The 21,834-nt window shown below is 69.4% G+C and carries 19 protein-coding genes, 1 tRNA gene and 1 pseudogene; 14 read left to right on the top strand and 7 right to left on the bottom strand.

What is annotated here, in order from left to right; translation table 11 throughout:
- Positions 1-335: 335 nt before the first annotated feature.
- Positions 336-914 (top strand): recombinase family protein, encoded by a 579-nt coding sequence (locus ACX6XY_RS04970; RefSeq protein ID WP_460326769.1) that lies wholly within the window; start codon positions 336-338, stop codon positions 912-914.
- A gap of 337 nt (positions 915-1,251) precedes the next feature.
- Here the strand turns inward: ACX6XY_RS04970 and ACX6XY_RS04965 are convergent, their stop codons facing one another.
- Positions 1,252-2,358: a helix-turn-helix domain-containing protein gene (locus tag ACX6XY_RS04965; protein ID WP_460326767.1), complete on the bottom strand. Its 1,107-nt coding sequence runs from the start codon at positions 2,356-2,358 to the stop codon at positions 1,252-1,254.
- A gap of 97 nt (positions 2,359-2,455) precedes the next feature.
- Here ACX6XY_RS04965 and ACX6XY_RS04960 point away from each other — a divergent pair, with 97 nt between their 5' ends.
- From ACX6XY_RS04960 to ACX6XY_RS04945, 4 genes are all read left to right on the top strand, one after another.
- On the top strand, positions 2,456-2,650 hold the full coding sequence (locus ACX6XY_RS04960) for a hypothetical protein (protein ID WP_460326766.1): 195 nt from the start codon (positions 2,456-2,458) through the stop codon (positions 2,648-2,650).
- Positions 2,651-2,910: 260 nt separating this feature from the next.
- A complete protein-coding gene (locus ACX6XY_RS04955; RefSeq protein WP_460326764.1) occupies positions 2,911-3,036 on the top strand; it encodes a hypothetical protein in 126 nt (41 codons plus the stop codon).
- Between the two features lie 201 nt (positions 3,037-3,237).
- Positions 3,238-4,203: an ArsA family ATPase gene (locus tag ACX6XY_RS04950; RefSeq protein WP_460326762.1), complete on the top strand. Its 966-nt coding sequence runs from the start codon at positions 3,238-3,240 to the stop codon at positions 4,201-4,203.
- Positions 4,204-4,270: 67 nt separating this feature from the next.
- Complete coding sequence (locus tag ACX6XY_RS04945; RefSeq protein WP_460326760.1) at positions 4,271-5,542, top strand: ArsA family ATPase; 1,272 nt, start codon at positions 4,271-4,273, stop codon at positions 5,540-5,542.
- 65 nt (positions 5,543-5,607) lie between these two features.
- Here the strand turns inward: ACX6XY_RS04945 and ACX6XY_RS04940 are convergent, their stop codons facing one another.
- Entirely contained in the window at positions 5,608-5,985 is a 378-nt protein-coding gene (locus ACX6XY_RS04940) for a WhiB family transcriptional regulator (RefSeq protein ID WP_460326758.1), read from the bottom strand.
- A 419-nt stretch (positions 5,986-6,404) separates the two neighbouring features.
- On the opposite strand from ACX6XY_RS04940, the gene ACX6XY_RS04935 reads away from it, so the two are divergent.
- The gene (locus ACX6XY_RS04935) at positions 6,405-8,765 is read left to right on the top strand and encodes a transglycosylase domain-containing protein (protein ID WP_460326756.1); all 2,361 of its coding nucleotides are present in this window, start codon (positions 6,405-6,407) and stop codon (positions 8,763-8,765) included.
- 192 nt (positions 8,766-8,957) lie between these two features.
- On the opposite strand, the gene ACX6XY_RS04930 is transcribed toward ACX6XY_RS04935, so the two are convergent.
- Positions 8,958-9,422 (bottom strand): GatB/YqeY domain-containing protein, encoded by a 465-nt coding sequence (locus ACX6XY_RS04930; protein WP_460326754.1) that lies wholly within the window; start codon positions 9,420-9,422, stop codon positions 8,958-8,960.
- Positions 9,423-9,498: 76 nt separating this feature from the next.
- Here ACX6XY_RS04930 and ACX6XY_RS04925 point away from each other — a divergent pair, with 76 nt between their 5' ends.
- The 3 genes from ACX6XY_RS04925 (at position 9,499) to ACX6XY_RS04915 (ending at position 12,479) form a co-directional block, all read left to right on the top strand.
- Positions 9,499-10,428: a metallophosphoesterase gene (locus ACX6XY_RS04925; protein ID WP_460326752.1), complete on the top strand. Its 930-nt coding sequence runs from the start codon at positions 9,499-9,501 to the stop codon at positions 10,426-10,428.
- A 99-nt stretch (positions 10,429-10,527) separates the two neighbouring features.
- A tRNA-Pro gene (locus ACX6XY_RS04920) sits at positions 10,528-10,601 on the top strand.
- 237 nt (positions 10,602-10,838) lie between these two features.
- On the top strand, positions 10,839-12,479 hold the full coding sequence (locus ACX6XY_RS04915) for a PE-PGRS family protein (protein ID WP_460326750.1): 1,641 nt from the start codon (positions 10,839-10,841) through the stop codon (positions 12,477-12,479).
- On the opposite strand, the gene ACX6XY_RS04910 is transcribed toward ACX6XY_RS04915, so the two are convergent.
- The 4 genes and pseudogenes from ACX6XY_RS04910 to ACX6XY_RS04895 all read right to left on the bottom strand — a co-directional run bounded on the left by ACX6XY_RS04910 (position 12,409) and on the right by ACX6XY_RS04895 (position 15,675).
- Positions 12,409-13,251, bottom strand: coding sequence for a PE-PGRS family protein (locus ACX6XY_RS04910; protein ID WP_460326749.1), 843 nt, complete (start codon positions 13,249-13,251; stop codon positions 12,409-12,411). The two genes, ACX6XY_RS04915 and ACX6XY_RS04910, sit on opposite strands and share 71 nt — an antisense overlap.
- 160 nt (positions 13,252-13,411) lie before the next feature.
- Entirely contained in the window at positions 13,412-14,941 is a 1,530-nt protein-coding gene (locus ACX6XY_RS04905) for a LacI family DNA-binding transcriptional regulator (RefSeq protein WP_460326747.1), read from the bottom strand.
- Between the two features lie 51 nt (positions 14,942-14,992).
- Positions 14,993-15,373, bottom strand: a complete 381-nt coding sequence (locus tag ACX6XY_RS04900) for a helix-turn-helix domain-containing protein (protein ID WP_460326745.1) — start codon at positions 15,371-15,373, stop codon at positions 14,993-14,995.
- A gap of 44 nt (positions 15,374-15,417) precedes the next feature.
- Positions 15,418-15,675: pseudogene (locus ACX6XY_RS04895) on the bottom strand (helix-turn-helix domain-containing protein).
- A 507-nt stretch (positions 15,676-16,182) separates the two neighbouring features.
- Between ACX6XY_RS04895 and ACX6XY_RS04890 the strand changes: the two are divergent.
- The 5 genes from ACX6XY_RS04890 (at position 16,183) to ACX6XY_RS04870 (ending at position 21,695) form a co-directional block, all read left to right on the top strand.
- Positions 16,183-17,115 carry a hypothetical protein gene (locus ACX6XY_RS04890; RefSeq protein ID WP_460326743.1) on the top strand — a complete coding sequence of 311 codons (933 nt, stop codon included), beginning with the start codon at positions 16,183-16,185 and terminating at the stop codon, positions 17,113-17,115.
- Entirely contained in the window at positions 17,112-17,813 is a 702-nt protein-coding gene (locus tag ACX6XY_RS04885) for an ATP-binding protein (protein ID WP_460326780.1), read from the top strand. The genes ACX6XY_RS04890 and ACX6XY_RS04885 overlap by 4 nt, the downstream gene beginning before the upstream one ends.
- Positions 17,814-17,996: 183 nt before the next feature.
- Positions 17,997-19,334 (top strand): hypothetical protein, encoded by a 1,338-nt coding sequence (locus tag ACX6XY_RS04880; RefSeq protein WP_460326741.1) that lies wholly within the window; start codon positions 17,997-17,999, stop codon positions 19,332-19,334.
- A 254-nt stretch (positions 19,335-19,588) separates the two neighbouring features.
- Complete coding sequence (locus ACX6XY_RS04875) at positions 19,589-19,990, top strand: plasmid mobilization protein (protein ID WP_460326739.1); 402 nt, start codon at positions 19,589-19,591, stop codon at positions 19,988-19,990.
- A gap of 4 nt (positions 19,991-19,994) precedes the next feature.
- Entirely contained in the window at positions 19,995-21,695 is a 1,701-nt protein-coding gene (locus ACX6XY_RS04870) for a mobilization protein (protein WP_460326737.1), read from the top strand.
- Positions 21,696-21,834: the final 139 nt, after the last annotated feature.

Here is a 21,834-nt window from a genome sequence, read left to right as displayed (position 1 = left end):
GATACCGCATGCCCCGGTGATATCGCAGCGGGCAACCAGCCGTCAGCCCCTACGACACCACAAGTTCAACCTCAGTAACCCTCAGTTCGTCAGGAGCGGCTGCCATCGGCCCGGTTGCGCGCCGAAGGCTCGCGGGGTACGAGGGTTGGCGGGGCGTGGCGCTCCCTGCCGACGATCATCGCTCTCAGTGACCGCTGGGGCAGGTGTCCACAAACGATGGTTTGTGAGACAGCCTCGCTGGCCACTCCAGACCCTCGAAACCCTGTAGCAAAACCCATCTCAGAACTCACTCAAACCCCTTGATGTTCTGAGACGGGTTGTGAGACTGTCTCCGCATGACGACGAACACGGGCCACATGATCGGATACGCGCGAGTGAGCACGGATGACCAGGAAGCGCAGCTTCAGCTTGACGCCCTGTCGGAGGCGGGCTGTGCACGGGTCTTCACGGACAAGGCGAGCGGCAAGAACACGGACCGCCCGGAGCTTGCCGCCGCGCTGGACTACCTGCGTGCGGGGGACACACTGTGCGTGTGGAAGCTGGACCGGTTCGCCCGCTCGCTCATCGACCTGGTGTCGACGGTGGACAAGCTGCGGGAGCGCGGTATCGGCTTCCGGGTGCTGACGGGGGCGCTGGCGAACATCGACCCTGCTACGCCCGATGGCCGCCTCATGCTTCAGGTCGTCGGCGCGATGGCGGAGTTCGAGCGGGACCTGATCCGGGACCGGACCCGCGCCGGTCTGGACGCTGCCCGCGCTCAGGGCCGGACCGGTGGACGGCCGACCGTGATGGACGCTGACAAGCTTGCTGCGGCCCAGGCGCGCCGCGCGAAGGGTGAGAGTGTCACGGCGGTTGCCAAGGCTCTCGGGGTGTCGCGGGCGACGCTGTACCGGGCGCTGAGCGACGGCGAGTAGCCCCGGACCGACTGGAGAGACCGTCTGCCCCTGGTGGTGGACGGTCTTTCTCGTGTCCGGACCCCAGGGGTAAGCGTGATGAAAGTTCAGCCGTAACCCTCGCTGGCGATCCCGGCCCAAGCGCGACACACGCGCCCTGGGTGTGATGCCGTTTCCAGGGTCCCCGAACGTCTCCGACCTTGGGTGTTCAGGAATTTTTGGTGGTATGTACCGCAGAGATAGAGCCTGTTAAGGGGTGGGGAGTGCCCAGTTAAGTCCGGTTAGCGCACCGGTACGTGACAGCAGCTTAGTCTGTGTACGGCTTATGGGGTCGTCCAGCGAGCGTCAGCGCGCCGTGTCAGGACTGCTCTACCTCGGCCATCAGGAGTCGCAGGGTGAGCGAGTGCTTTTCGGGTGGTAGGTCGTTCAGTGCGGCCCGCGCGTAGGTCACCCCGCCGGTGACGTCTCCGGCACGGGCGAGCATGAGCCCCCGGTGCATCTCCAGGTGCGTGGCGAACCGTGGCAGGGACGACGGCAGTTCACGCCGGGCAGCGTCTTGGGCGACCACCGCCGTGCCTTCGTCCCCTAGTCGTGCGGCGAGCAGCGACACGAAGACGTTCACGCGCCACCACGGCACCGCGTAGTCACTCGTCTGCTCGTGTGATCCGGTCTTGTCGAAGACGCGCCGCCCGTTGTCCATCAACTGCCGTGCCGTGTCGGCATCGCCCCGGAGCGCTGCCGCGTGCGCCTTGCCGAAGATCGCGTTCAGCAGCCCCAGGGATGGCTTGTCGCTGATCGCCATCGCCTGATCGGCCAGTACGTCAGCGACACCGAGTGAGGCACCCTCGTAGCCAAGCGCAATGGCGGCCCGTCCCCGGACCCAGACCCGAGTGTGATCATCGCCGGACTGGTCCGCTGCCTGCGCCGCCATGCGGTACCACTGCACAGCCTTGGAACCGTCCGATCCGGGGAACGTCTTGGCGTACAGCGTCATGAGCCGCGCAGCTACCGACCACAGCCGGGGGGTGTCCAGCTGCTGTTGCACAACGGCAAGTTCGCCGCTCACACGTCGCTGGATATCGGCAGCGCCAAGACTCATGTACTCCGCGCCGTACGTGGCCAGCTTGGCTTCCCACGCGTCCAAGGACGGGCCACCTTGAAGCCGTGCGGCGAACCCTGCGCTGAGAAGGTCTGAGGCGACCACGGGCGCTATCGCTGCCCCCGCAGCATCAGTCAGGAACGTACGACGCTTCACTTCACCCTCTAGAACGGCTAGGGGCACGTCCAGGACGGCCGACAGGCACCGGAGGTAGAACGGCCCCGGCGTCACCTTGGAACGCTCCCAGCGGCTGACGTACTCCCGATCAAGGTTCGTCCCGAAGGCGTCATTGATCGCCGACGCTACCCGCCCCTGACTCCACCCGCGAGCCGTGCGGAGATCCTTGATCAGTGTCCCGATCGCCATGGGCCCATCTTGCCCCTACGGATGCCCCTACGAGGGGGCGCTGTTCGGCGGGACGATCCTCGGACGATGGCAGCGCCCAAGGGGACGGCGGGACACGATGGAGAGCAAGACCCAGACCGATGCAAGCCAGTGGGAGTACACGACCTATGCCCCGTCCGGGGAGACGTGCCCGGCGTGCATGCGGCCGATCAAAGCTCTTGAGCCCGTGCTGCGGGGCTCGATGGAACGCGCGTCGGGCGCGCCGATCGTGGTGTACCGGCACGCGGGCAAGTGCCCGGAGGTGTCGCGGTGAGCGCGCAGGATGGCCAGGAGCGGCCGTTGATGACGATCCGGGTGTCTCGGGACGGTGGACAGACATTCGGCCCTGAGCGGACCGTGCACAGCTCGGACGACCTGGCCCCGCTGGTGTCCGCCGCGTGGCCCCCGTGCCGGTGCTACCGGTGTGGTGCTGGCCGCAGACGCTAGAGCCCCGGCCCTCCCCGGAAGGCGCACCCCCAATACCGTCGCGATTCGCGACGGTATTGCCCCGCCCCCCGTTCGTGTGCTGCCCCCGTGGCACATGGGCGGGCCCTCAAGGCAGGCAAGGCGATCACGTACAACCATCCGGGCAAGGTGATCGTCCGCCTCTTACCCGGACCCGTGGTGAGCCCCACCGAAGCCGTGACGCTGGTCGAGTAGCCCCAGAATGGCCCCGTCCGTCTGCGTCTCCACCGTGGGCGGGCGGGGTACCCCACGTTTCCGCAGTTCAGACGCCTCCTGGTCATGCCAAGCTATATGGTGTAAGTTTTGCGTATTCCCATTTGGTCATGCGGCGACTGTAATGCCTGGCACCGACAGCCTCGTGCGTAGCCCGGCGGGCGACTGGTTAGGCTCGCATATGTGAGCAGGCTCCAGGTCGTCAGCGGCAAGGGCGGTACCGGTAAGACCACGGTCGCCGCCGCACTCGCGCTCGCCCTCGCGACCGAGGGCAAGCGCACCCTCCTGGTCGAGGTCGAGGGCAGGCAGGGCATCGCCCAGCTCTTTGAAACCGAGGCGCTGCCCTACGAGGAGCGGAAGATCGCGGTCGCTCCCGGCGGCGGCGATGTGTACGCACTCGCCGTCGACGCCGAGTTGGCGCTCCTCGACTACCTGCAGATGTTCTACCGGCTGGGCAGCGCCGGGCGCGCGCTGAGGAAGCTCGGCGCGGTCGACTTCGCGACCACCGTCGCGCCCGGCGTGCGCGACGTCCTGTTGACCGGCAAGGTCTGCGAGGCCGTACGCCGCAAGGACAAGAAGGGCCGCTACGCCTACGATCACGTCATCCTGGACGCGCCGCCGACCGGCCGCGTCACCCGCTTCCTGAACGTCAACGACGAGGTGGCGGGGCTGGCGAAGATCGGTCCGATACACAACCAGGCGCAGGCCGTGATGCGCGTGCTCAAGTCGCCGGAGACCGCGGTGCACCTGGTGACGCTCCTGGAGGAGATGCCGGTCCAGGAGACGGTGGACGGCATGGCGGAGCTGCGGGCCGCCGGGCTGCCCGCGGGCCGGGTGCTGGTGAACATGGTGCGCCCGGCGGTCCTGCGCACGCCGGTGCCCGCCGACGTACGCCGTACGGACATCGCCAAGGCGCTCTCCCGCGCGGGGCTCGGCGGGGCCCGCAGGGGCGGCCGGGCCGAGCAGCTGGTCGAGCCGCTGCTCACCCAGGCCGCCGACTACGAGGAGCGGGTCGCTCTGGAGCGCGCGCAGCGGGCCGAGCTGGCCGAGCTCGGGCTCCCCGTGCACGAGTTGGAGCTGCTGGCCGACGGCATCGACCTGGCCGGGCTCTACCGGCTGGCGGGCGACCTGCGGGAGCAGGGCCTGTGAGCCCTGCTCCCGCAGGTCGCCGGGCCAGTCCCGCGACGAAGGACCATGTGATGGAGGGGGCCCGCCGATGAGTCTGACACCGGCCGTACCGCTGGACGTCGACCCGCTGCTCGACGATCCGAAGACGCGCATCGTGGTGTGCTGCGGCGCGGGCGGCGTGGGCAAGACCACGACCGCGGCGGCCCTCGGGCTGCGCGCGGCGGAACGCGGCCGCAAGGTCGTCGTTCTCACCATCGACCCGGCGCGCAGGCTGGCGCAGTCGATGGGGATCGACTCGCTGGACAACACGCCGCGGCGCGTGAAGGGCATCGAGGGCGAGGGCGAACTGCACGCCATGATGCTGGACATGAAGCGCACCTTCGACGAGATCGTCGAGGCGCACGCGGACGCCGAGCGGGCCCGCGCGATCCTGGAGAACCCCTTCTACCAGTCCCTGTCGGCCGGGTTCGCTGGCACGCAGGAGTACATGGCGATGGAGAAGCTGGGCCAGCTCCGGGCCCGCGACGAGTGGGACCTGATCGTGGTCGACACTCCGCCGTCGCGCTCCGCGCTGGACTTCCTGGACGCGCCGAAGAACCTGGGGTCCTTTCTGGACGGCAAGTTCATCCGGGTGCTGATGGCTCCGGCGAAGGTGGGCGGCCGGGCTGGGATGAAGTTCCTGAATGTCGGCATGTCGATGATGACGGGGACACTCGGCAAACTGCTCGGCGGCCAGTTCCTGCACGACATACAGACCTTCGTGGCCGCCATGGACACCATGTTCGGCGGTTTCCGTACGCGCGCGGACGCCACGTACAGGCTGTTGCAGGCGCCGGGCACGGCCTTTCTCGTGGTGGCGGCTCCGGAGCGGGACGCGTTGCGCGAGGCGGCGTACTTCGTGGAGCGGCTGGCCGCCGAGGAGATGCCGCTCGCCGGGCTCGTACTGAACCGGGTGCACGGCAGCGGCGCCGCTCAGCTGTCCGCCGAACGGGCGCTCGCCGCTGCGGAAAATCTTGACGAACGCCGCATTGTGGATCAGGACGCCGGGAAGGTAGGGGTGTGTAACTCCCCTACAGACGACCCAGCCGACGCGGACGCACCAGTTGACGCGGACGCACCAGCCGACGTGGACGCACCAGCCGACGCCGTCGACGCCCACATCCAGCAACTGGCCACCGGCCTACTGCGGTTGCACGCCGAACGTATGCAGCTGCTGGCACGCGAGCAGCGCACCCGCGACCGCTTCACCGCGCTGCACCCCGAGGTAGCGGTGACCGAAGTGGCCGCCCTGCCTGGCGATGTGCACGACCTCGCCGGGCTGCGGGACATCGGCGACCGACTCGCGGCCGGAGCTGCCTGAAGTGTGAAGTCTCCGCGGCGGGCTAACCCCACTGGGCTAGCCTGGGCTAGCCCGCGATGGCTTGGCTAACCCACCGCGGCGTAGCTCTCGTAGTGCTCGTGCCCCTGCTCGTCGATGCCGTCGACACCCACGGCGCCGTCGACGCCCACGGGCAGAGCTCCCGCACTGCGCTCGTACTCGACGCGCGCGGTCTCCAGCAATCGGCGCCAGGAGGTGACCGTGGGGCGCCTGCGCAGCAGTGCGCGCCGCTCCCGCTCGGTCATACCGCCCCACACGCCGAACTCGACACGATTGTCCAGTGCGTCGGCCAGACACTCGGTCCGCACCGGACATCCGGTGCACACCGCCTTGGCCCTGTTCTGCGCTGCTCCTTGTACGAACAGTTCATCCGGATCGGTAGTGCGACAGGCCGCCTGCGCACTCCAGTCAGCTACCCAGCCCATGCCGGCGCCGTCCTCTCCCGAATCGAGGCTCCCCCACGGCGGCAGCGGCATATTCACCGCCGCCAGTTGAGGACGTTACGGAAGGTCGCGACAGCGCAACACCCCCTTGGGGCCCAATCTTGAATGGCCCGAACGGACTATGGGTAAGCGGCAGATCACCCGACGGAGTGAGCTGCGGACATGCCCGACAAGCCCGACGAATCAGGATGTTTCAGCTGGGGCACAACGGACACAGGGCGACGCATGAGGCGGATTCGGACAGGGTCCGTCGGATTCGGGGGGGACGACGGAGCGACGGCGAGGCGACAAGGCAGTCCGGCTGTGAAACCGCCCCGCCGTGACACCCGCCGTGACAGTTGAGTGCAGCTTAGGCCAAGGCATATACACCTGTCCGGCGTTTAAGAACGTAGGCTGCTCCCATGGGAAAGAACCGCTCGGGTGGAGGGCTGTCCACCGGTCAGCAGATCGCCAAGTTCCTCGGTGTCAGCGTCCTCTCGGGCGCCGTGATGGCCGGTATCGCACTGCCCGCCGCGGGGGCGCTCGGTCTCGCGGCCAAGGGGTCGGTCGAGGGGTTCGACGAGATCCCGTCCAATCTTGAGCGGCCGCCGCTGAGTCAGCGCACCACCATCCTGGACTCCAAGGGCGACACGATCGCCACCGTGTTCTCGCGGGACCGCACGCTGGTCAAGCTCAAGGACATCTCGCCGTACATGCAGAAGGCGATCGTCGCGATCGAGGACTCACGCTTCTACGAGCACGGCGCGATCGACCTCAAGGGCATCCTGCGCGCGCTCAACGAGAACGCGCAGTCCGGCACGGTGACGCAGGGCGCGTCGACGCTGACCCAGCAGTACGTGAAGAACGTCTTCGTGGAGGAGGCGGGCGACGACCCGGAGAAGGTCGCCGAGGCCACCCAGCAGACGATCGGCCGCAAGATCCGTGAGCTCAAGTACGCGATCCAGATCGAGGAGATGCTGGGCAAGAAGGGCATCCTCGAGAACTACCTGAACATCACGTTCTTCGGCCAGCAGGCGTACGGCGTCGAGGCCGCCTCGCGGCGCTACTTCTCCAAGTCCGCCAAGGACCTCGAACTGGGCGAGGCCGCGCTGCTGGCCGGTCTCGTCCAGTCGCCCAGCCGGTACGACCCGGTCAACGACGCCGAAGAGGCGACCAAGCGGCGCAACATCGTGCTCCAACGCATGGTCGAGACCGGCGACATCACGCAGAAGGAAGCGACCGAGGCGAAGAAGAAGGACCTCGGCCTCAAGGTCAGCAGGCCCCAGAACGGCTGCATCACCGCCGTGAAGGGCGCCACGTTCTTCTGCGACTACGTCCAGGAGGTCTTCCTCAACGACCCGGCCTTCGGCAAGACCAGGGAGGACCGGCAGAAGATCTGGAACCAGGGCGGGCTGCGCATCAAGACGACGCTCGACCCGCAGGCGCAGGCCTCCGTCCAGCAGGCGATCAAGGACAACGTGAACAAGGACGACGAGGTGGCGACCGCGGTCACCCTCGTCGAGCCCGGCACCGGCAAGATCCTCGGCATGGGCCAGTCACGCCCGTACGGCTACGGCAAGAACGAGACCGAGATCAACCTCTCGGTGGGCAAGGACATGGGCGGCGGCGGGGGCTACCAGCCGGGCTCGACGTACAAGCCGATCGTCGCGGCGGCCGCCCTGGAGAAGGGCATGTCACCGACGAAGGTGTACGGCTCGCCGCAGAACATGAAGTACCCGAGCCCGATCTCGATGTGCGAGGGCAGGTACGTCAACACCAACAACGAGCGGGTCGAGAACGAGACCTCGGAGGAGGTCGGGCCGTACGACATGAAGGAAGCGACCAAGCTGTCGATCAACACCTACTATGTCGAACTGCTCAAGGACGTCGGTATGTGCCCGGTGGCGAAGCTGTCCGAGAAGATGGGCGCCAAGCGCGCCGACGGCAAGCCGCTCAAGCAGGTGCCGTCGATGGCGCTGGGTTCCAACGAGATGTCGCCGCTGACGATGGCGTCCGCGTACGCGACCTTCGCCGCCCGTGGCACGTACTGCACCCCCGTGGCGATCGAGGCGGTCACCGGGCCGGACGGCAAGGCGATGGACGTCCCCAAGTCGACGTGCTCGCGCGCCATGTCGCCGAAGACCGCCGACACCATCAGCACGCTGCTCAAGGGCGTGGTCGAGGCGGGTACGGGTCGGCAGGCCGGGCTCGGCGACCGTCCGAGCGCGGGCAAGACCGGTACCACCGACTTCCGTTACGCCGCCTGGTTCGTGGGCTACACGCCGAACATGGCGGGCGCGGTGTGGGTCGGCGACCCGGCGCACAAGCGCAAGATGATCGACATCACCATCGGCGGCCGCTACCACGGCAAGGTGTTCGGCGGCGGTGTGCCGGGCCCGATCTGGAAGCAGGCCATGAGCGGCGCGCTGTCCGGCAAGCCCGCGCCGGGCCTGTCGACGGTCCACATCCCGAACCCCAAGAAGGACAAGAACGAGGACGGGGACGGGGACGGGAACAGCGACCGCGACCCGAACGGCGGCAACGGCGGAATCGGCGGAGTCGACGACGGGAAGCCGCAGCGCCCCGGCGGCGGCAACGGCGGGATCGTCGACGGCAACGGCGGCGTGACCGGCGGGAGGACCGGTGGCGGGACCGGTGGGACCGGCGGAATCGTCGGCGGCAACGGCGGTGCGACGGGTGGCGGCAACGGTAACGGCGGCGGCAGCTGGCGGGACATCATCGGCGACCCCAACGACGGCAGCCGCTGGCCGACACTCCAGTAACGCCGGACCACCAGCAGCCCCAGGCGGTACGTGACTGAGGGCGCCCCCCGCACAGAGCAGGGGGCGCCCTCAGTTACGTACCGAGACCCAGCCGCACACGCACACACGCACAGCCCACGCACACACCGCACAGCCCACGCACACGCGGACCCCGGCCCGTACGCACGCGGGGGCCCGTACGCACGCTGGGGCTCAGCCCGCGAGAAGCTTCTTCACCGCCGCGGCGACCCGGCCGCCCTCGGCCTGGCCCGCCACCTTGGGGTTCACGATCTTCATGACCTGGCCCATGGCGCGCGGCCCCTCCGCACCGGCCGCCTTCGCCTCCTCGACAGCCTGCGCCACGATCACGTCCAGCTCGGCGTCGGACAGCTGCTTGGGCAGATACACGGCGAGGATCTCGCCCTCCGCCTTCTCCCGCTCGGCCTGCTCGGCGCGCCCGCCGCCGGCGAAGGCCTCCGCGGCCTCACGGCGCTTCTTCGCCTCCTTGGTGATCACCTTGAGCACCTCGTCGTCGGAGAGCTCGCGCGACGACGTGCCCGCGACCTCCTCCTTGGTGATCGCGGCGAGCGTCAGCCGGAGCGTCGAGGAACGCAGTTCGTCGCGCTCCCTGATCGCCGCGGTGAGGTCTTCCTGGAGCTGGGCCTTAAGCGTGGTCATGCGCTCAGTGTCGCAGGTGCGCCGACCAGCCCGCCCGCGGATTTCCTCGCGTTACCCGGTCTGCGACGATGGACACATGCGCGCGCGATACGGAGTACCCCTGGGAATCTCGGCGGCGATGGCGGCCGGGCTCGGCTACTCGATCGGGATCGAGGCCCGTTCCTTCCGGCTCCGCCGTGTCACCGTGCCCGTACTGCCACCGGGAATGCGCCCGCTGCGCGTCCTTCAGGTCTCCGACATCCACATGGTCCGCGGCCAGCGCAAGAAGCAGCGCTGGCTGCAGGCGTTGGCCGGGCTGCGCCCCGACTTCGTCGTCAACACCGGCGACAACCTCTCCGACCCCGACGGGGTACCCGAGGTCCTGGACGCGCTCGGCCCGCTCCTCCAGTTCCCCGGCGCGTACGTCTTCGGCTCGAACGACTACTACGGCCCCAAGCCGCGCAACCCGGCCCGCTACCTCCTGGAGCGCGTCCAGGGCCGCCACGGCCTCAACGGCAACGCCCCCGCCGTCGGCGTCGTCCACAACCCGTGGGAGGAGCTGCGCGACGGCTTCGACACGGCGGGCTGGGTGAACCTCACCAACACCCGCGGCGCCCTGAAGATCGACGGCTACGAAATCGGCCTCACCGGCCTGGACGACCCGCACATCAAGCGGGACCGCTACGCGCGCGTGGCAGGCGGCCCGGACCCGGCCGCCGACTTCTCGCTGGGCATCGTGCACGCCCCGTACCTGCGCGCCCTGGACTCCTTCACCGCGGACGGCTACCCGCTGATCCTCGCCGGGCACACCCACGGCGGACAGCTGTGCATCCCCTTCTACGGGGCGCTGGTCACCAACTGCGACCTGGACACCGAGCGGGTCAAGGGCCTCTCCGCGCACGAGGCGGGCGGCCACGCCGCGTACCTCCACGTCTCGGCCGGCTGCGGCGCCAACCGCTACACCCCGATGCGCTTCGCGTGCCCCCCGGAGGCGACCCTGCTCACCCTGACCCCACGCGACGACTGAGCCCACCGGCACCCCCACGAAAACCGGATTTCGCCTCCGGCCGCCGGTCCGCTAAAGTAATCGATGTCGCCACGACGCGGTCAGCCGCGCAGGGGACATCGGGGTGTAGCGCAGCTTGGCAGCGCGCTTCGTTCGGGACGAAGAGGTCGTGGGTTCAAATCCCGCCACCCCGACAGAGAAGTACCAGGTCAGGCCCGGTGCTGAGAGATCAGCACCGGGCCTGATTTGCTTTGCGGCCCCGTTTTGGGAGCCATTTGGGAGCCAACTGGGTGTGATCTTCGGGATGCGGCTCCCGGCGGCTCCCAGCGAGGGGCGCTCGGCCTTCGAGCGCGTTGTGCGCCGGGTGCACCCCGGGAGAGCCCTTCCCCACGGCTTGTGCCGGGGAGCCCACGGACGGTACGACGATCGCCATGCACCCATGGTCTCCGTTAAATGACCGGCAGCTCGCACTCCTCACCCGCATCGGCGACGGAACCGACCCTGTCACGTCGGACAGCCCCGAGCTTGCTCTTACCGCCCGCGCGCTCAAGGAGCGGCGCCTGATCACCATGCCCAAACAGGGTGGGAAATGGCGGGCGGAGATCACCGACGCGGGGCGCTTCTATCTGGAGCACGGCCATCACCCGGACCGCCCGGAGCCAGCCCAGCGCAAGCAGCGGTTGGCGGGTTCCGAGCAACGGGCACGAGCGACCCCTTCACCACAGAAGCAAGCCGCGGCCCCGTCCACAGCGAAGCCAGCGCCGCAGCGCGCGGCCAAGCCGCCACAGCCGTCGCCGGCGGAAGTCGGCGCCGCTTTGATCGCTGAAGTACAGCAGGCTGGGCAGTTTCTCAGAATCCCGAACCCCAGCGACGAGGAGCGGGCCCGTTACCGCAGGGCGTTCGACGCGGCGCGGCAGTGTGCGCCCGGCGGGTACCACCTGAAGTACAGCGGTCGGACGAAGGGAGACTTCTTCCTCGGCCTGCTCCGGGTGACCGGTGAGGACGACACCGAGTGGAACCGGATCCGCCTGGCGCGCAGCCGTGTGATCACCGACGTCGAGGACGTGCTCGCCGCTGTTACCAAGGACTACAGCGCCTTCGAGATCTCCGAGGAGGTTCTGCCGAGAGTGCTCGCTCTGATCCGGCTCCTCGCCGATCAGGCACTCGCACGGTACGGCGAGATCGCAGTGTCCAAGAAGCGCAGGCAGCCGAGGCCGCTGCTCACTGTCCACGGCAGGACGTACGAGGTCGGCTTCCGTGAGCGGCAGAAGCAGGTCCGGTACGTCCCCAAGCAGCCGGGCCGGCGCACGTACGACTGGCAGCGGGTCACGCCGGCCCACAAGTTCGAGCCGTCCGGCGAACTGGAGCTGCTGGTCAGCGAGAACTCGGGTTACAGCTACAGCTACGGCTGGAAGAAGGAATGGGCCGACACGGCCAAGAAGCCGTTGGAGGAGCAGATCGGCTCAATCTTCCGGGCGTTGAAGGCACGCGCGGAGGAGCAGGAGCGGGCCCGGCTGGAACGAGAGGCCGAGCAGCGGCGTCTGCGAGAGGAGCGGGAGCGCCAGGAGGCCGAACGCCGGCGGCTGGCGGCGGAGCGGGAGGAGCGCGAGCGGCGGGAGTGGGAGGGCGCGGTAAGTGCGGCTTCGGCGAAAGCGGTTCACGCGGTACGGGCCGAGCACTTCGGCACGGCGCTTGAGCAGTGGCGGGCCGCGGGTGAGATCCGGGCGTTCTGTGCCGCGCTGGATGAAGTCGCCGCCGCGTCGGAAGACGTCCTCGAAGTCGAGAGGCTGCGCGAGTGGTCGGCTTGGGGGAACACGGAAGCCGATCGACTCGACCCCACCACGAACGGCCAGGGCCTGGCCGCCCGCGACTTCAACGCGAAGCCGACGAAGAATCAGCTGCGCCCGTTCCTCGACGGCTGGCACCCGGACCGGCCGGAGAAGGAGAAGCCTCCGGCGCAGCCAGCGCCTCCCAAGCCGGAGCTGGACCCATGGCGCGGCGTCATCGACGCACATCAGGATCAAGGGTGGCGATATGGACGCCAAGGTCGCGCTCAATGGTGGAGGCGATGACACCGTGGCCTCGGTCGCGTAGGGCCTTGACCGCCTTCTCGACGAGTTCTCCGAGCCGGATGACCTCGGCGCGCAGGGCTACCAACTCGTCGTAGCGGTCAGCCTTGTCTTCGCCGCACCAGGCCCGGACGGTTCGCAGGACGCCTGCCTCCGCGTCCAGCTTCCGGTCGTCCCGCCGACTGTAGGAGTACCAGGAGGACTGGGCACGCTCCTGCTCGATGCCCTGCTGCTTGCGGTCCACCTCTGGAAGGATCTCGTCGGCGAGGCGGCCGGCGACCTGGCGGGCGACGCGCTCAGTGACCGGCCACCCGGCCAGGCACATGCCGTGGCGGTTCTCGTAGACCATGGCGTTGCCGCGGAGTTCAGCTGCGTCCAGGCCGATGAGCGGTGCCGTCTCATCGAGGCGGCTCAGCTCCAGGACCCCGGCGTCGGCCACCGTTCGGCGCAGGCGGAGCGTGTTCTTCGGACGGACGAAACCGAGGATCATGCGGGCGGCCTCGAAGTCCGTGCTGCCCCGGACGTGGCGAGAGGACTCGGCCAGCGCCAGCTCCGCCGCGTCATCCGCACGGAACGTATCAACATCCCCCCACGGTGCTACGAGGGAGCCGGAACTGACCCACTCCTGCAGGCCGGCGGCATCGCCTTCGAGGAACCGCACGTGGACCCAGCCAGACCTGCCGGGGCCGCCCACGCGTACGACCTCAACCTGACGGACCTCGCTGCCCAGGTCCTTCGGCCTCGCTCGGTGCACCCAGTGCTCGCCAATCTCCATATGCCTATTGAGCCAGGTCCGCCGGCCCTTTCACCGGGGATTTGCCATAACCTCCGGAGCGAGGTGACTTCCAGGAGGTTGACGCTGCTCCCGAGCAAGGCGTCGGCAGAGACGGCTGTCCCTCTGGCGATGACCGCCACAGGCACAGCCGTATTCACCGCTAGGACTCCACGGGCTGACGTGATTCCCTGCGCGCACGTAGGACATCGCCGAGTACGCGCACCGGTGACGTGGTGCCCATCGCCAAGCGGGCGTCGAGTGCCGCCTCCCACTGCTCGGTCAATCCGAGCATGAGGCGCGTGCGCATCCCGGGGGTGACATGGGCATAGCGCGCCGAAACGGAGCCGTCGATGTGGCCCATGCGGTCGTCCATGAGGACCTTCTCGGTGCCGAGATCCTCCATCATGGTCCGGTGGGTATGGCGGAGGCCGTGGGGTGTGAGGCCCTTGGCGATCGGGAGCCAGCAGGCGTCGGCCCGCTCGCTGGCACCCCGCCCCCGTGCTGGGACGCCGGGCCACGGCTCGCCGAGGAGCGGTACGGGGCGGGCTTCCTGCGGCGCCTTCTTCGGGTACCAGCCGGAGACCGCCGGGGTGAACAGCCAGGTGGCGAAGCCGTTTCGGCGCCAGTGGGCTGCGTGCTGCGATACCGCGCCGCCGCGCACGAACCCCAGGTCTGCGATGGCCTGTTCCACCCTGACCCGCTTGGCTTCGGTAACGCGTTCGGGGTGGTTGAGGACGTTTGACACCGTGCCGGTCGAGACGCCGGCACGGCGGGCGACGTCGACGAGCTTCGCGCCCTGGTGGCCACCGGTACGGGCCGCGCCCTGTCCTCGGAAGACGTAGGTCTTGCCGTGGCAGGGGCATGGCTTGGGCTTCGTGCGGGCGATGTGGTTGGCGACCAGCACGGACACCCAGTCCATCGAGTCGATGGTGCGGTAGCTGTCGTCCTTGGGTGGGCAGCGCACCAGCTCGCCCGTGTCGAGTTCGTACAGCTGCCACTCGACCCGGAAGGCTCCAGGGCGGACGAACGCGGTCTCCAGGCCGACGATCTCGCCCCAGCGCATTCCGGTGTACCCCTTGAGGACCACGGCGACGAACTCGTCGTCGCGGCCGGAGAGCAGGGCGGCGCGCTCGGCGGTCAGCAGGATGCCGAGCGCGTCGGTGACCACCTTCTCCGGGCCACGGTCTCGGGAGCGGCCGGCGCGTTTGCCCCGTCCGCGCCGCCGGGCGGCCGGGTTGGACGTGATCAGGCCCTCGTCGATCGCGTCCTCGAAGATCAGGTGGAGCGTCGAGCGCCAAGTCTTGACGCTGGAGGCCGCGTAGAGGGCCTTTTCCTTCTTCTCCCACAGGTCGACGTCCGTGCGCAGGATGCCGGCGAGCGCCTTGTCCTCGAAGTCGGGGAGCAGGTGCTCCTCGATGTGGCGCTTGTAGTTCTGCATGGTGGAGGCCGCCAGGTCCTGGGCCTCGTACCAGCGGTTCGCGTACTCGCCGAAGGTCTCCTGGCCGAGAGCCGGGTCGCGCCAGTCGCCGCGACGGTATTTGTTCTCGGCCTCGGCCGCTGCCCGTTGTGCCTCGCCCTTGGTGGCGAACCTGATCGCCTTGCCGTTGTCGTCGACGACCGTGTTGTGCTTGCCGGGCGCGACCTTGTACCGGCCGCGCCAGTAGTTTCCGCGCTTCTCCGCGAAACCCACGTGCCGCTGTCCCCCTCTTCCTTGTCCTCGTCTACGGCAGATTCGATCGGGTCACGCGACAGTGCCGTACTGCTGCTGTCGACGCGGCGGACGGGCCCGTAGCGAGGTAGCCGGCGCCACGGCAGGGCGACGCCGTTGCGCGAACCCGGTCTGCGTACCGGGCTCGGGGAGCGGCTCGGTCGCCCGTGCGGCTACCGGCGCAGGCTGAGCCGGTCGCTCCTCGTAGAGGCGGATGATCTCGGCGAGATGCTCGGCGGTGAAGCGGTAGGCACGGCCGACCCGGGTGTGCGGTATCAGGCGCCGTCGCGCACGGTCCTTGACCCACCAGGCCGAGCATCCGAGGGTGTCGGCGATCTCCTCGGGGCGGTAGAGGCGGGGCGGAGGGGCGTCGGACGGCCTGTGGGGGACGGGCGCGGGCGTGGATCGGCGCAAGGGGCGGCTCCTGGTCGTGAGGGCGGGAGGGATGTGTGGGCGGCTCAGGTGGCGCCCGGGCCCTGGAGGAGGGCGAGGGGTGATACCCGCAGGGCTTCGGCGATGGCGACGAGGTCGTCGATATTGCATCGCCGCTTGGCGAGTTCGATGCGGGACAGCATCGTGTTGGACATAGGACGACCCAAAGCGGTACACCGCGCGGCGAGTTGGCGCTACCCAAGGCCGCGCTCCGTGCGGAGGATTTCGATGGTGCGAGCCGTCAGCATTCCTGCGGGCCCCATTTCTAGAGATCGTGCTGTCATGGCTCCAGTTGTAGCGTGCATTCGCCGGTTTGGTTAACCGGCGATCGTCGGCTATGTTGCGCCGCGCTCAATCGGTGAGCGAGGCGGTCGGGGTGCTGCGCAGGGCCGGTTCCCTGAACGGGCCCCGACACCATAGACCCGCTCTGACGTGGGGTGTTGCGTTGTAGCTTCGTCGCTCACCGGTCGTCAACGGCTTGCCGATGTGATCCTTCTGGCTCGGGACGCGGGACAACTATTTGGTCAACCGCCGATCGTGCCCTACCTTTTTCGCACCGCCCCTCCGTCTCGATTTCCAGCGGCCTTTCTGCCGTGAGAGATTGCGCCGGATAGGGCTGGACTTGCGCGCCGCGGGTGTGGCTATGTTGACGACGCCCGGAAAGCCGAGCAGTCATCAATGCTCCCGCGTCAACGGCCGCACATTCCCGCCCTTCACGCCCGTCTCCGCCCCCGACCGACGGTGAACCGTGGGCACCCAGCCCACTGGCCACCGAGTGAGGACCGCCCCTCTTGGCACGAATCCGCACCATCAAGCCGGAAGCCTTCGTCTCCGAGTCCCTGGCAGCCGTCTCCCTTACCGCCGAGCGCACCTTCTTCGGCCTGCTCACCCAGGCCGACGACCAGGGGCGCCACCGCGACCACGCCGCGATCATCGCCGGGCAGCTGTGGGTCCTGCGCCCGGAACACACGCCTGGCGCTGTCGAGCAGGACCTCGCCCAACTCGCCGACGCCGGGCTGATATGCCGCTACAAAGGCCCGGGCGACAAGCGCTACCTGCACATCGTCACCTGGCGGCAACATCAGAAGATCAACCGCCCCAGCGCGAGCCGCCTTCCCGCTTGCCCGCACCACGACACGCAGGGTCGCACCGCGCCCCGCGTCGACGCGCCGACTGCCGGAGCGGGTGTCACGGAGCCGGCACCGCAGCCTCACGGAGCCCTCCGTGAGGGCTCCGGGCCAATGTGCGAGCCTGCGGTGAACCCGGCCACCGATGATGAAGTAGCAGGTCAGAGCGATTTCCGTGAGCCCTCCGTGAGGCAGCAGGGAGGGCTCAGTGAGGGACCGGTGACTCCTCACGGTCCGGATCTAGGACCTAGGATCATGGATCTAGGAGATACCCCTTCGGGGGGCGCGAGCGCCCCCGCACCCCACGCCGTCTCGACCAGCGAGCTCATCGCCGAGTACGCCGCCGCGTGCACACACCGTCCGCCCAAGGACGTCCTGGGCCATCTCGCTCACGAGGTGCGCAAGCTGCTCGGCGAGGGCATCGCCCCCGCCCACATCCGGGCCGGCCTGGAGCGGCACCGCGCCAAGGGCCTGCATCCCAGCACTCTGCCGAGCCTCGTGCACGAGGCCATGAACGCGGCCCCCGCCGCGCCGGTTGTCCACAGGGCGTGGACAAACCCCGCCGATGTCGAAGCCGCCTACGGAGGTGACCTCTGACCGCCACCCTCACCCGCGAGCCCCACCGGGTCGGCCCGCTTGCCGACCGGCTCAACGGCATCCTTGCCAGTCGCGGCATTGACCTCGCCACTGCCGCCGTCGAGGACGGGCACGTCGAGCCCGTCACCGCGCTGGAACTCGCCGACGCCAGGATCCCCGCCCGCTACCGCCGAGCCTTGGCCGACCACCCGAAGGTCACCGCCTGGGCCGACGAGATCGCCCGCGCCGGACGCCCCGGACCTGGCGGGCCGGGCATCGCCGAAGGCCCCTCGCTGCTGATCGCCGGCCCCACGGGCACGGGCAAGACGTACCAGGCGTACGGCGCCATCCGTACCCTGCTCGCCCGAGGGGTCCGTCTGCGCTGGGAAGCGACAACCACCGCCGACTTCCACGCGCGCCTGCGCCCCCGCACCGGCCACGACGCCGAACGTGACCTGCAGACCCTGGCGCGCTGCCCACTGCTGTTCCTGGACGACCTCGGCGCGGCCAAGACCAGCGAATGGACCGAGGAGCTGACCTACCGACTCATCAATCACCGGTACGAGCACCTGCTCCCCACCCTCATCACCACCAACCTTCCGATGGAGCAGCTGCGCGGCACCCTCGGTGACCGCGTCGCCTCCCGCCTCGCCGAGATGACGGAGCGCGTCATCCTTGACTGCCCCGACCGAAGACGCCGCACAGCGCCCGCCGCCTGACTGGCCGCCTCAGCGCCCGCTCTGCTGGCCGGCCTCGCCGTATCACCCGCGCTCACACCAGCCCTGCCCGCGCCAGCCACTTGCGTGGGCGGTCGCTCAGCGCTCCGTCGATTCACGCTTCGCGCTCAACCTCCGACGCCTTGGAGCCCCCTCCTGCCTCCTCTCAACCCCGTTCCCCTCGCCATGCGAATCAGCGGCACGACGCTCCTCCCTGACTGGGCCACTTCCCCGGTGATGACCGCGGCGCTCCTCATACCGCCCGTGCTGCTCGGCCTGCTCGCCGGGGGGCTTCTCTGCCAGCAGCGCCGCCGACCGCATCACACCAAGCGCCGACACGGAGCCGTCGCGGTGCCGGTCGCGGCCGTGGCCGCGCTCGGCTGCACCGCCTACAGCGCGGACACCAGTTGGCGGTTCGCCGCCGACTACCTCGACATGGGCGGTACCGCTGAGCGCGTCGCAATGTTCGCCGCCGCCGAGCTGGCCCTGTTCGCCACCGCCTTGATGGCGCGGCAGAACCTCAACGGCCCGAAGCAGGCTCCCGGCCTGCCCGGCACCCTCACGTGGGTCATCACCGCAGTCCAGATCCTGCCCGCCTACGCCGAGTCCGGGCTGGTCGGCGGCACCGTGCGGGCCTTCGTCGGCCCGGTCATGGCCGCGATGCTGTGGCACCTGGCCATGGGCATCGAGCTGCGTCACCGCGCCCCCGACGCCGCCTCACGCGGCCTGGCCGCCGTCCTCGTCCGCCAGGCCCGCGAACGCCTCCTGGCGCGGCTCGGCATCGCCGACCAGGACGCCGATGCCGCCCGCCTCATCCGCGAGCGCGCGCTGAGCGAAGCCGTCGCCCTGATCCTGCGCGCCGAGTCGATGACCGACCGCCGGCGCGGCAAGCGGCGGCAACAACGCCTGACGGAACGCCTGCACGAGGCACTGGAGCGGGCCGACGTCGACGGCGACCCGCTCCAGGACGAGCTGCTGCTGCGCAAGCTCGCCACCCGCAAGCAGGCCCTCGGCCTCGCCTCCATCACGCTGCCTCCCCGCTGGCGGATTCCGGCCTCGTCCCCCGCCCATGAAGGCGGGCACAGCCGCCCGCGCTCCGCCTGCCCGGCACCACTGCCTCGGGCAGAGGACGCTGCCCGCCCACACCCATCAGACCTGGGTGACGACGAGGTGCCTCCGGCTGCACGCCCACACCCTGCCCGCCCGGTGGCCGGGCTGCCCGCACGGGCAGAAGCCGAGGACAGCCCGGCGCTCACGGGCAACAGCGCGGGCAGCGTGTCGGGCAGGTGCGAGCGAAAGGCGGCTGCCCGGAGGAAACGCGATGCCGGCAAAGCCCGCGCCTCCGACGAGGTCATCCTCAAGCACACCCGCCGCATCTACGAGGGGACCGGCAGCGTCGGACGCGACCGGGTCGAGGACGCCCTGCGCGCCGCCGGATACACCGTCTCCAGCGACGGCGTCGGGCGAATCGTCCGCGAGTTCAAGGCCAAGCTCAAGGCCGGAGCCGGCGATCCACACGGCTGATCCCCTCAGCACCGGCATGCCCAACCAGACCCCGACCCGAAAGACCCATGCACACCCCACACCACGAAAGCCCCATGCCCCACGAGGAATCCCTGCCGATCACCCTCGCCCCACGCGCAGCAAGTTGTCGGGTAAGGAGTCCTTACCCGACCTCCGCCCCGCTGGGGGTGGAGGCATCCGGCGCCGAGGGGGCGCCGGAGTCGGCCGGCCCTGGGGAGCCGACCGGGACAGGGGGCATCGAGCAGTCGTCGAACGTGTCGCAGCAGCCTGCGCCGCGTCGCCGTCTGCGTGACAAGCAGCTGCGCGAGCACCGCTTCCACCCCCGCTACAACGACGCCGAGTACGCCCTCGTGAAGAACGCAGCCGCCCTGAGCCGCATGGCGCCCGGCGGCTACGTCGCCGAGTGCTCTCTCGCTGCCGCCCGCTCCGACGACCCCACGGCTGCCGTCGCCGACTACCGCGCCATGGTCAAAGCGCTGATGGCCGCCAACGGAAGACTCGGCCAGATCGGCAACAACCTCAACCAGCTTGCCTGGCACCTCAACAAGGACGGCGCCTGGCCCCACCCCGACACCGTCCAGCGGCTCCTGGACCGCGTCGAGGCATCCATCGCCGACGTGGACACCGCCGTCGCCCAGGTCACGGACGGGCGGTGAACCAGTGATACCGAAGATCATCCTCGGTAAGGGACCGAAGGCCATCCGCCGAACGATCGGCTACCTGTTCGGCAAAGGCCGGGCCAACGAACACATCGACCCGCATCTGGTGGCCTCCTGGAACGGCTTCGCTCCGGCCCCCGGCCGCAGCCCCCACCGCGATCCGAAGGATGTGGAGGACCAGCTCGCCCGTCAGCTCGACCAACCCGTGCAGATGCTCGGCGACAAGGCTCCCAAGTACACCGTGTGGCACTGCCCCGTCCGCGCCGCACCCGAAGACCCGATCCTCACCGACGTGCAGTGGGCCGACATCGCCCGCCGCATCGTGAACACCGCCGGCATCGCCCTCGACGGGGACGAGGAAGCCTGCCGCTGGGTCGCCGTCCGCCACGCCGACGACCACATCCACATCGCCGCCACCCTCGTCCGCCAGGACGGCCGACGCCCCCAGCGCGACTACGACCAGCGCGCCGTCCAGCAAGAGGCCCGCAAGATCGAAGTCGACTACGGGCTGCGCCGGTTGAAACCCGGCGACGGCACCGCCGCCAAGCGCCCCACCAGCAAGGAACACTTCAAGGCCAAACGCCTGGGCCAGGACGCCACCTCCCGCGAGATCCTGCGCCTGCGCGTACGCCGCGCGGTGGCCGCCGCCTCCAGTGAAGCCGAGTTCTTCGCGTTCCTGGAGGCGACCGGCGTGAACGTACGCCCGAAGACCGAGCCGTCCGGCGACGTGACCGGCTACAGCGTCGCCCTGCCCGGCGACGTCAACAAGCAGAAGGAACCCATCTGGTTCGCGGGCTCCACCCTCGCCGGCGACCTGTCCCTACCCAAGATCCGCCTACGCCTCGCCACCACCAGCCCCGAGCCCGCTTCCATCCCGCCCGGCAATCCGTGGCACCAGGCCACCACCGCCACCGAACGCATCCCCCACCACCTCACTCACGGCGACGACCACGCGGCCCAAGGCCAGCTCGTCGCACTCGGCGCCACCCTGGATCTGCTGCCGCTCACCGCACCGACCGCCATAAGGGGCGAACTGGAACGGGCCGCCGCCGCGTTCGAGCGCGCCACCCGCTCCCGCATCACCGCCGACCTCGACAGCACCCGCGGCCTGCGCCGCAGCATCCAGGCGATCTGGCACAACCCCTCATCCGCGGGCGACGGATCCGGCCTGGCGATGCTGATCGACGCCGCCCTCACCGCCGTCGCCTTCGCGAGGCACTGGCACCGCACCCGCCACCACGCCCAGCAGGAGGCGGCAGCCGAACAGGCCCTCCTCCACCTCCAGACCGCGTACGCGCGGATCGCACCGCCGGTGCTGGACAGCATCGCCCGCCACGCGCCCGCGCTGCAGACCAAGCGTCGCCTCGCCCACTACGTCCACAAGGCCGTGCCCGCCTACGCCGAACGCATCCTTGACGACCCCGCCTGGGACGCCCTGGCCGCAGTACTCGCCGAGGCCGAGAAGACCGGGCACAACGCGGCCACCCTCCTCCACCAAGCCGTCAGCCAGCGCACCCTGGACGACGCCCGCAACCCCGCCCGCGCCCTGACCTGGCGCATCCAACGCCTCGGTCAACGCCATGTCCCCGGCCCCCGAGCCCAAGATTCCAGAACGCGCAGCACCACACGGCTCCCGAGCGTGCCGATCCATCCCGTGGCCGAAGCCCCGCCTCAGCAGCAGTCTCCAACACGATGGCGCTGACCTGCAGGAGCGGGAACATCGCCAACGATCCCCGAGTGCCGAAACTGGTGGCTTTGTCCACGAGAACAAGAATGGGCACCAGACATCTACCGCTTCGGGAGGCATCGGTGCCTGGCGCCGTTCGATTGCCGCGGTTCCG

The organism is Streptomyces sp. O3, from assembly GCF_054788135.1.
The sequence above is the reverse complement of the archived record's forward strand: the minus strand, read 5'-3'. Positions and strand labels throughout refer to the sequence as shown.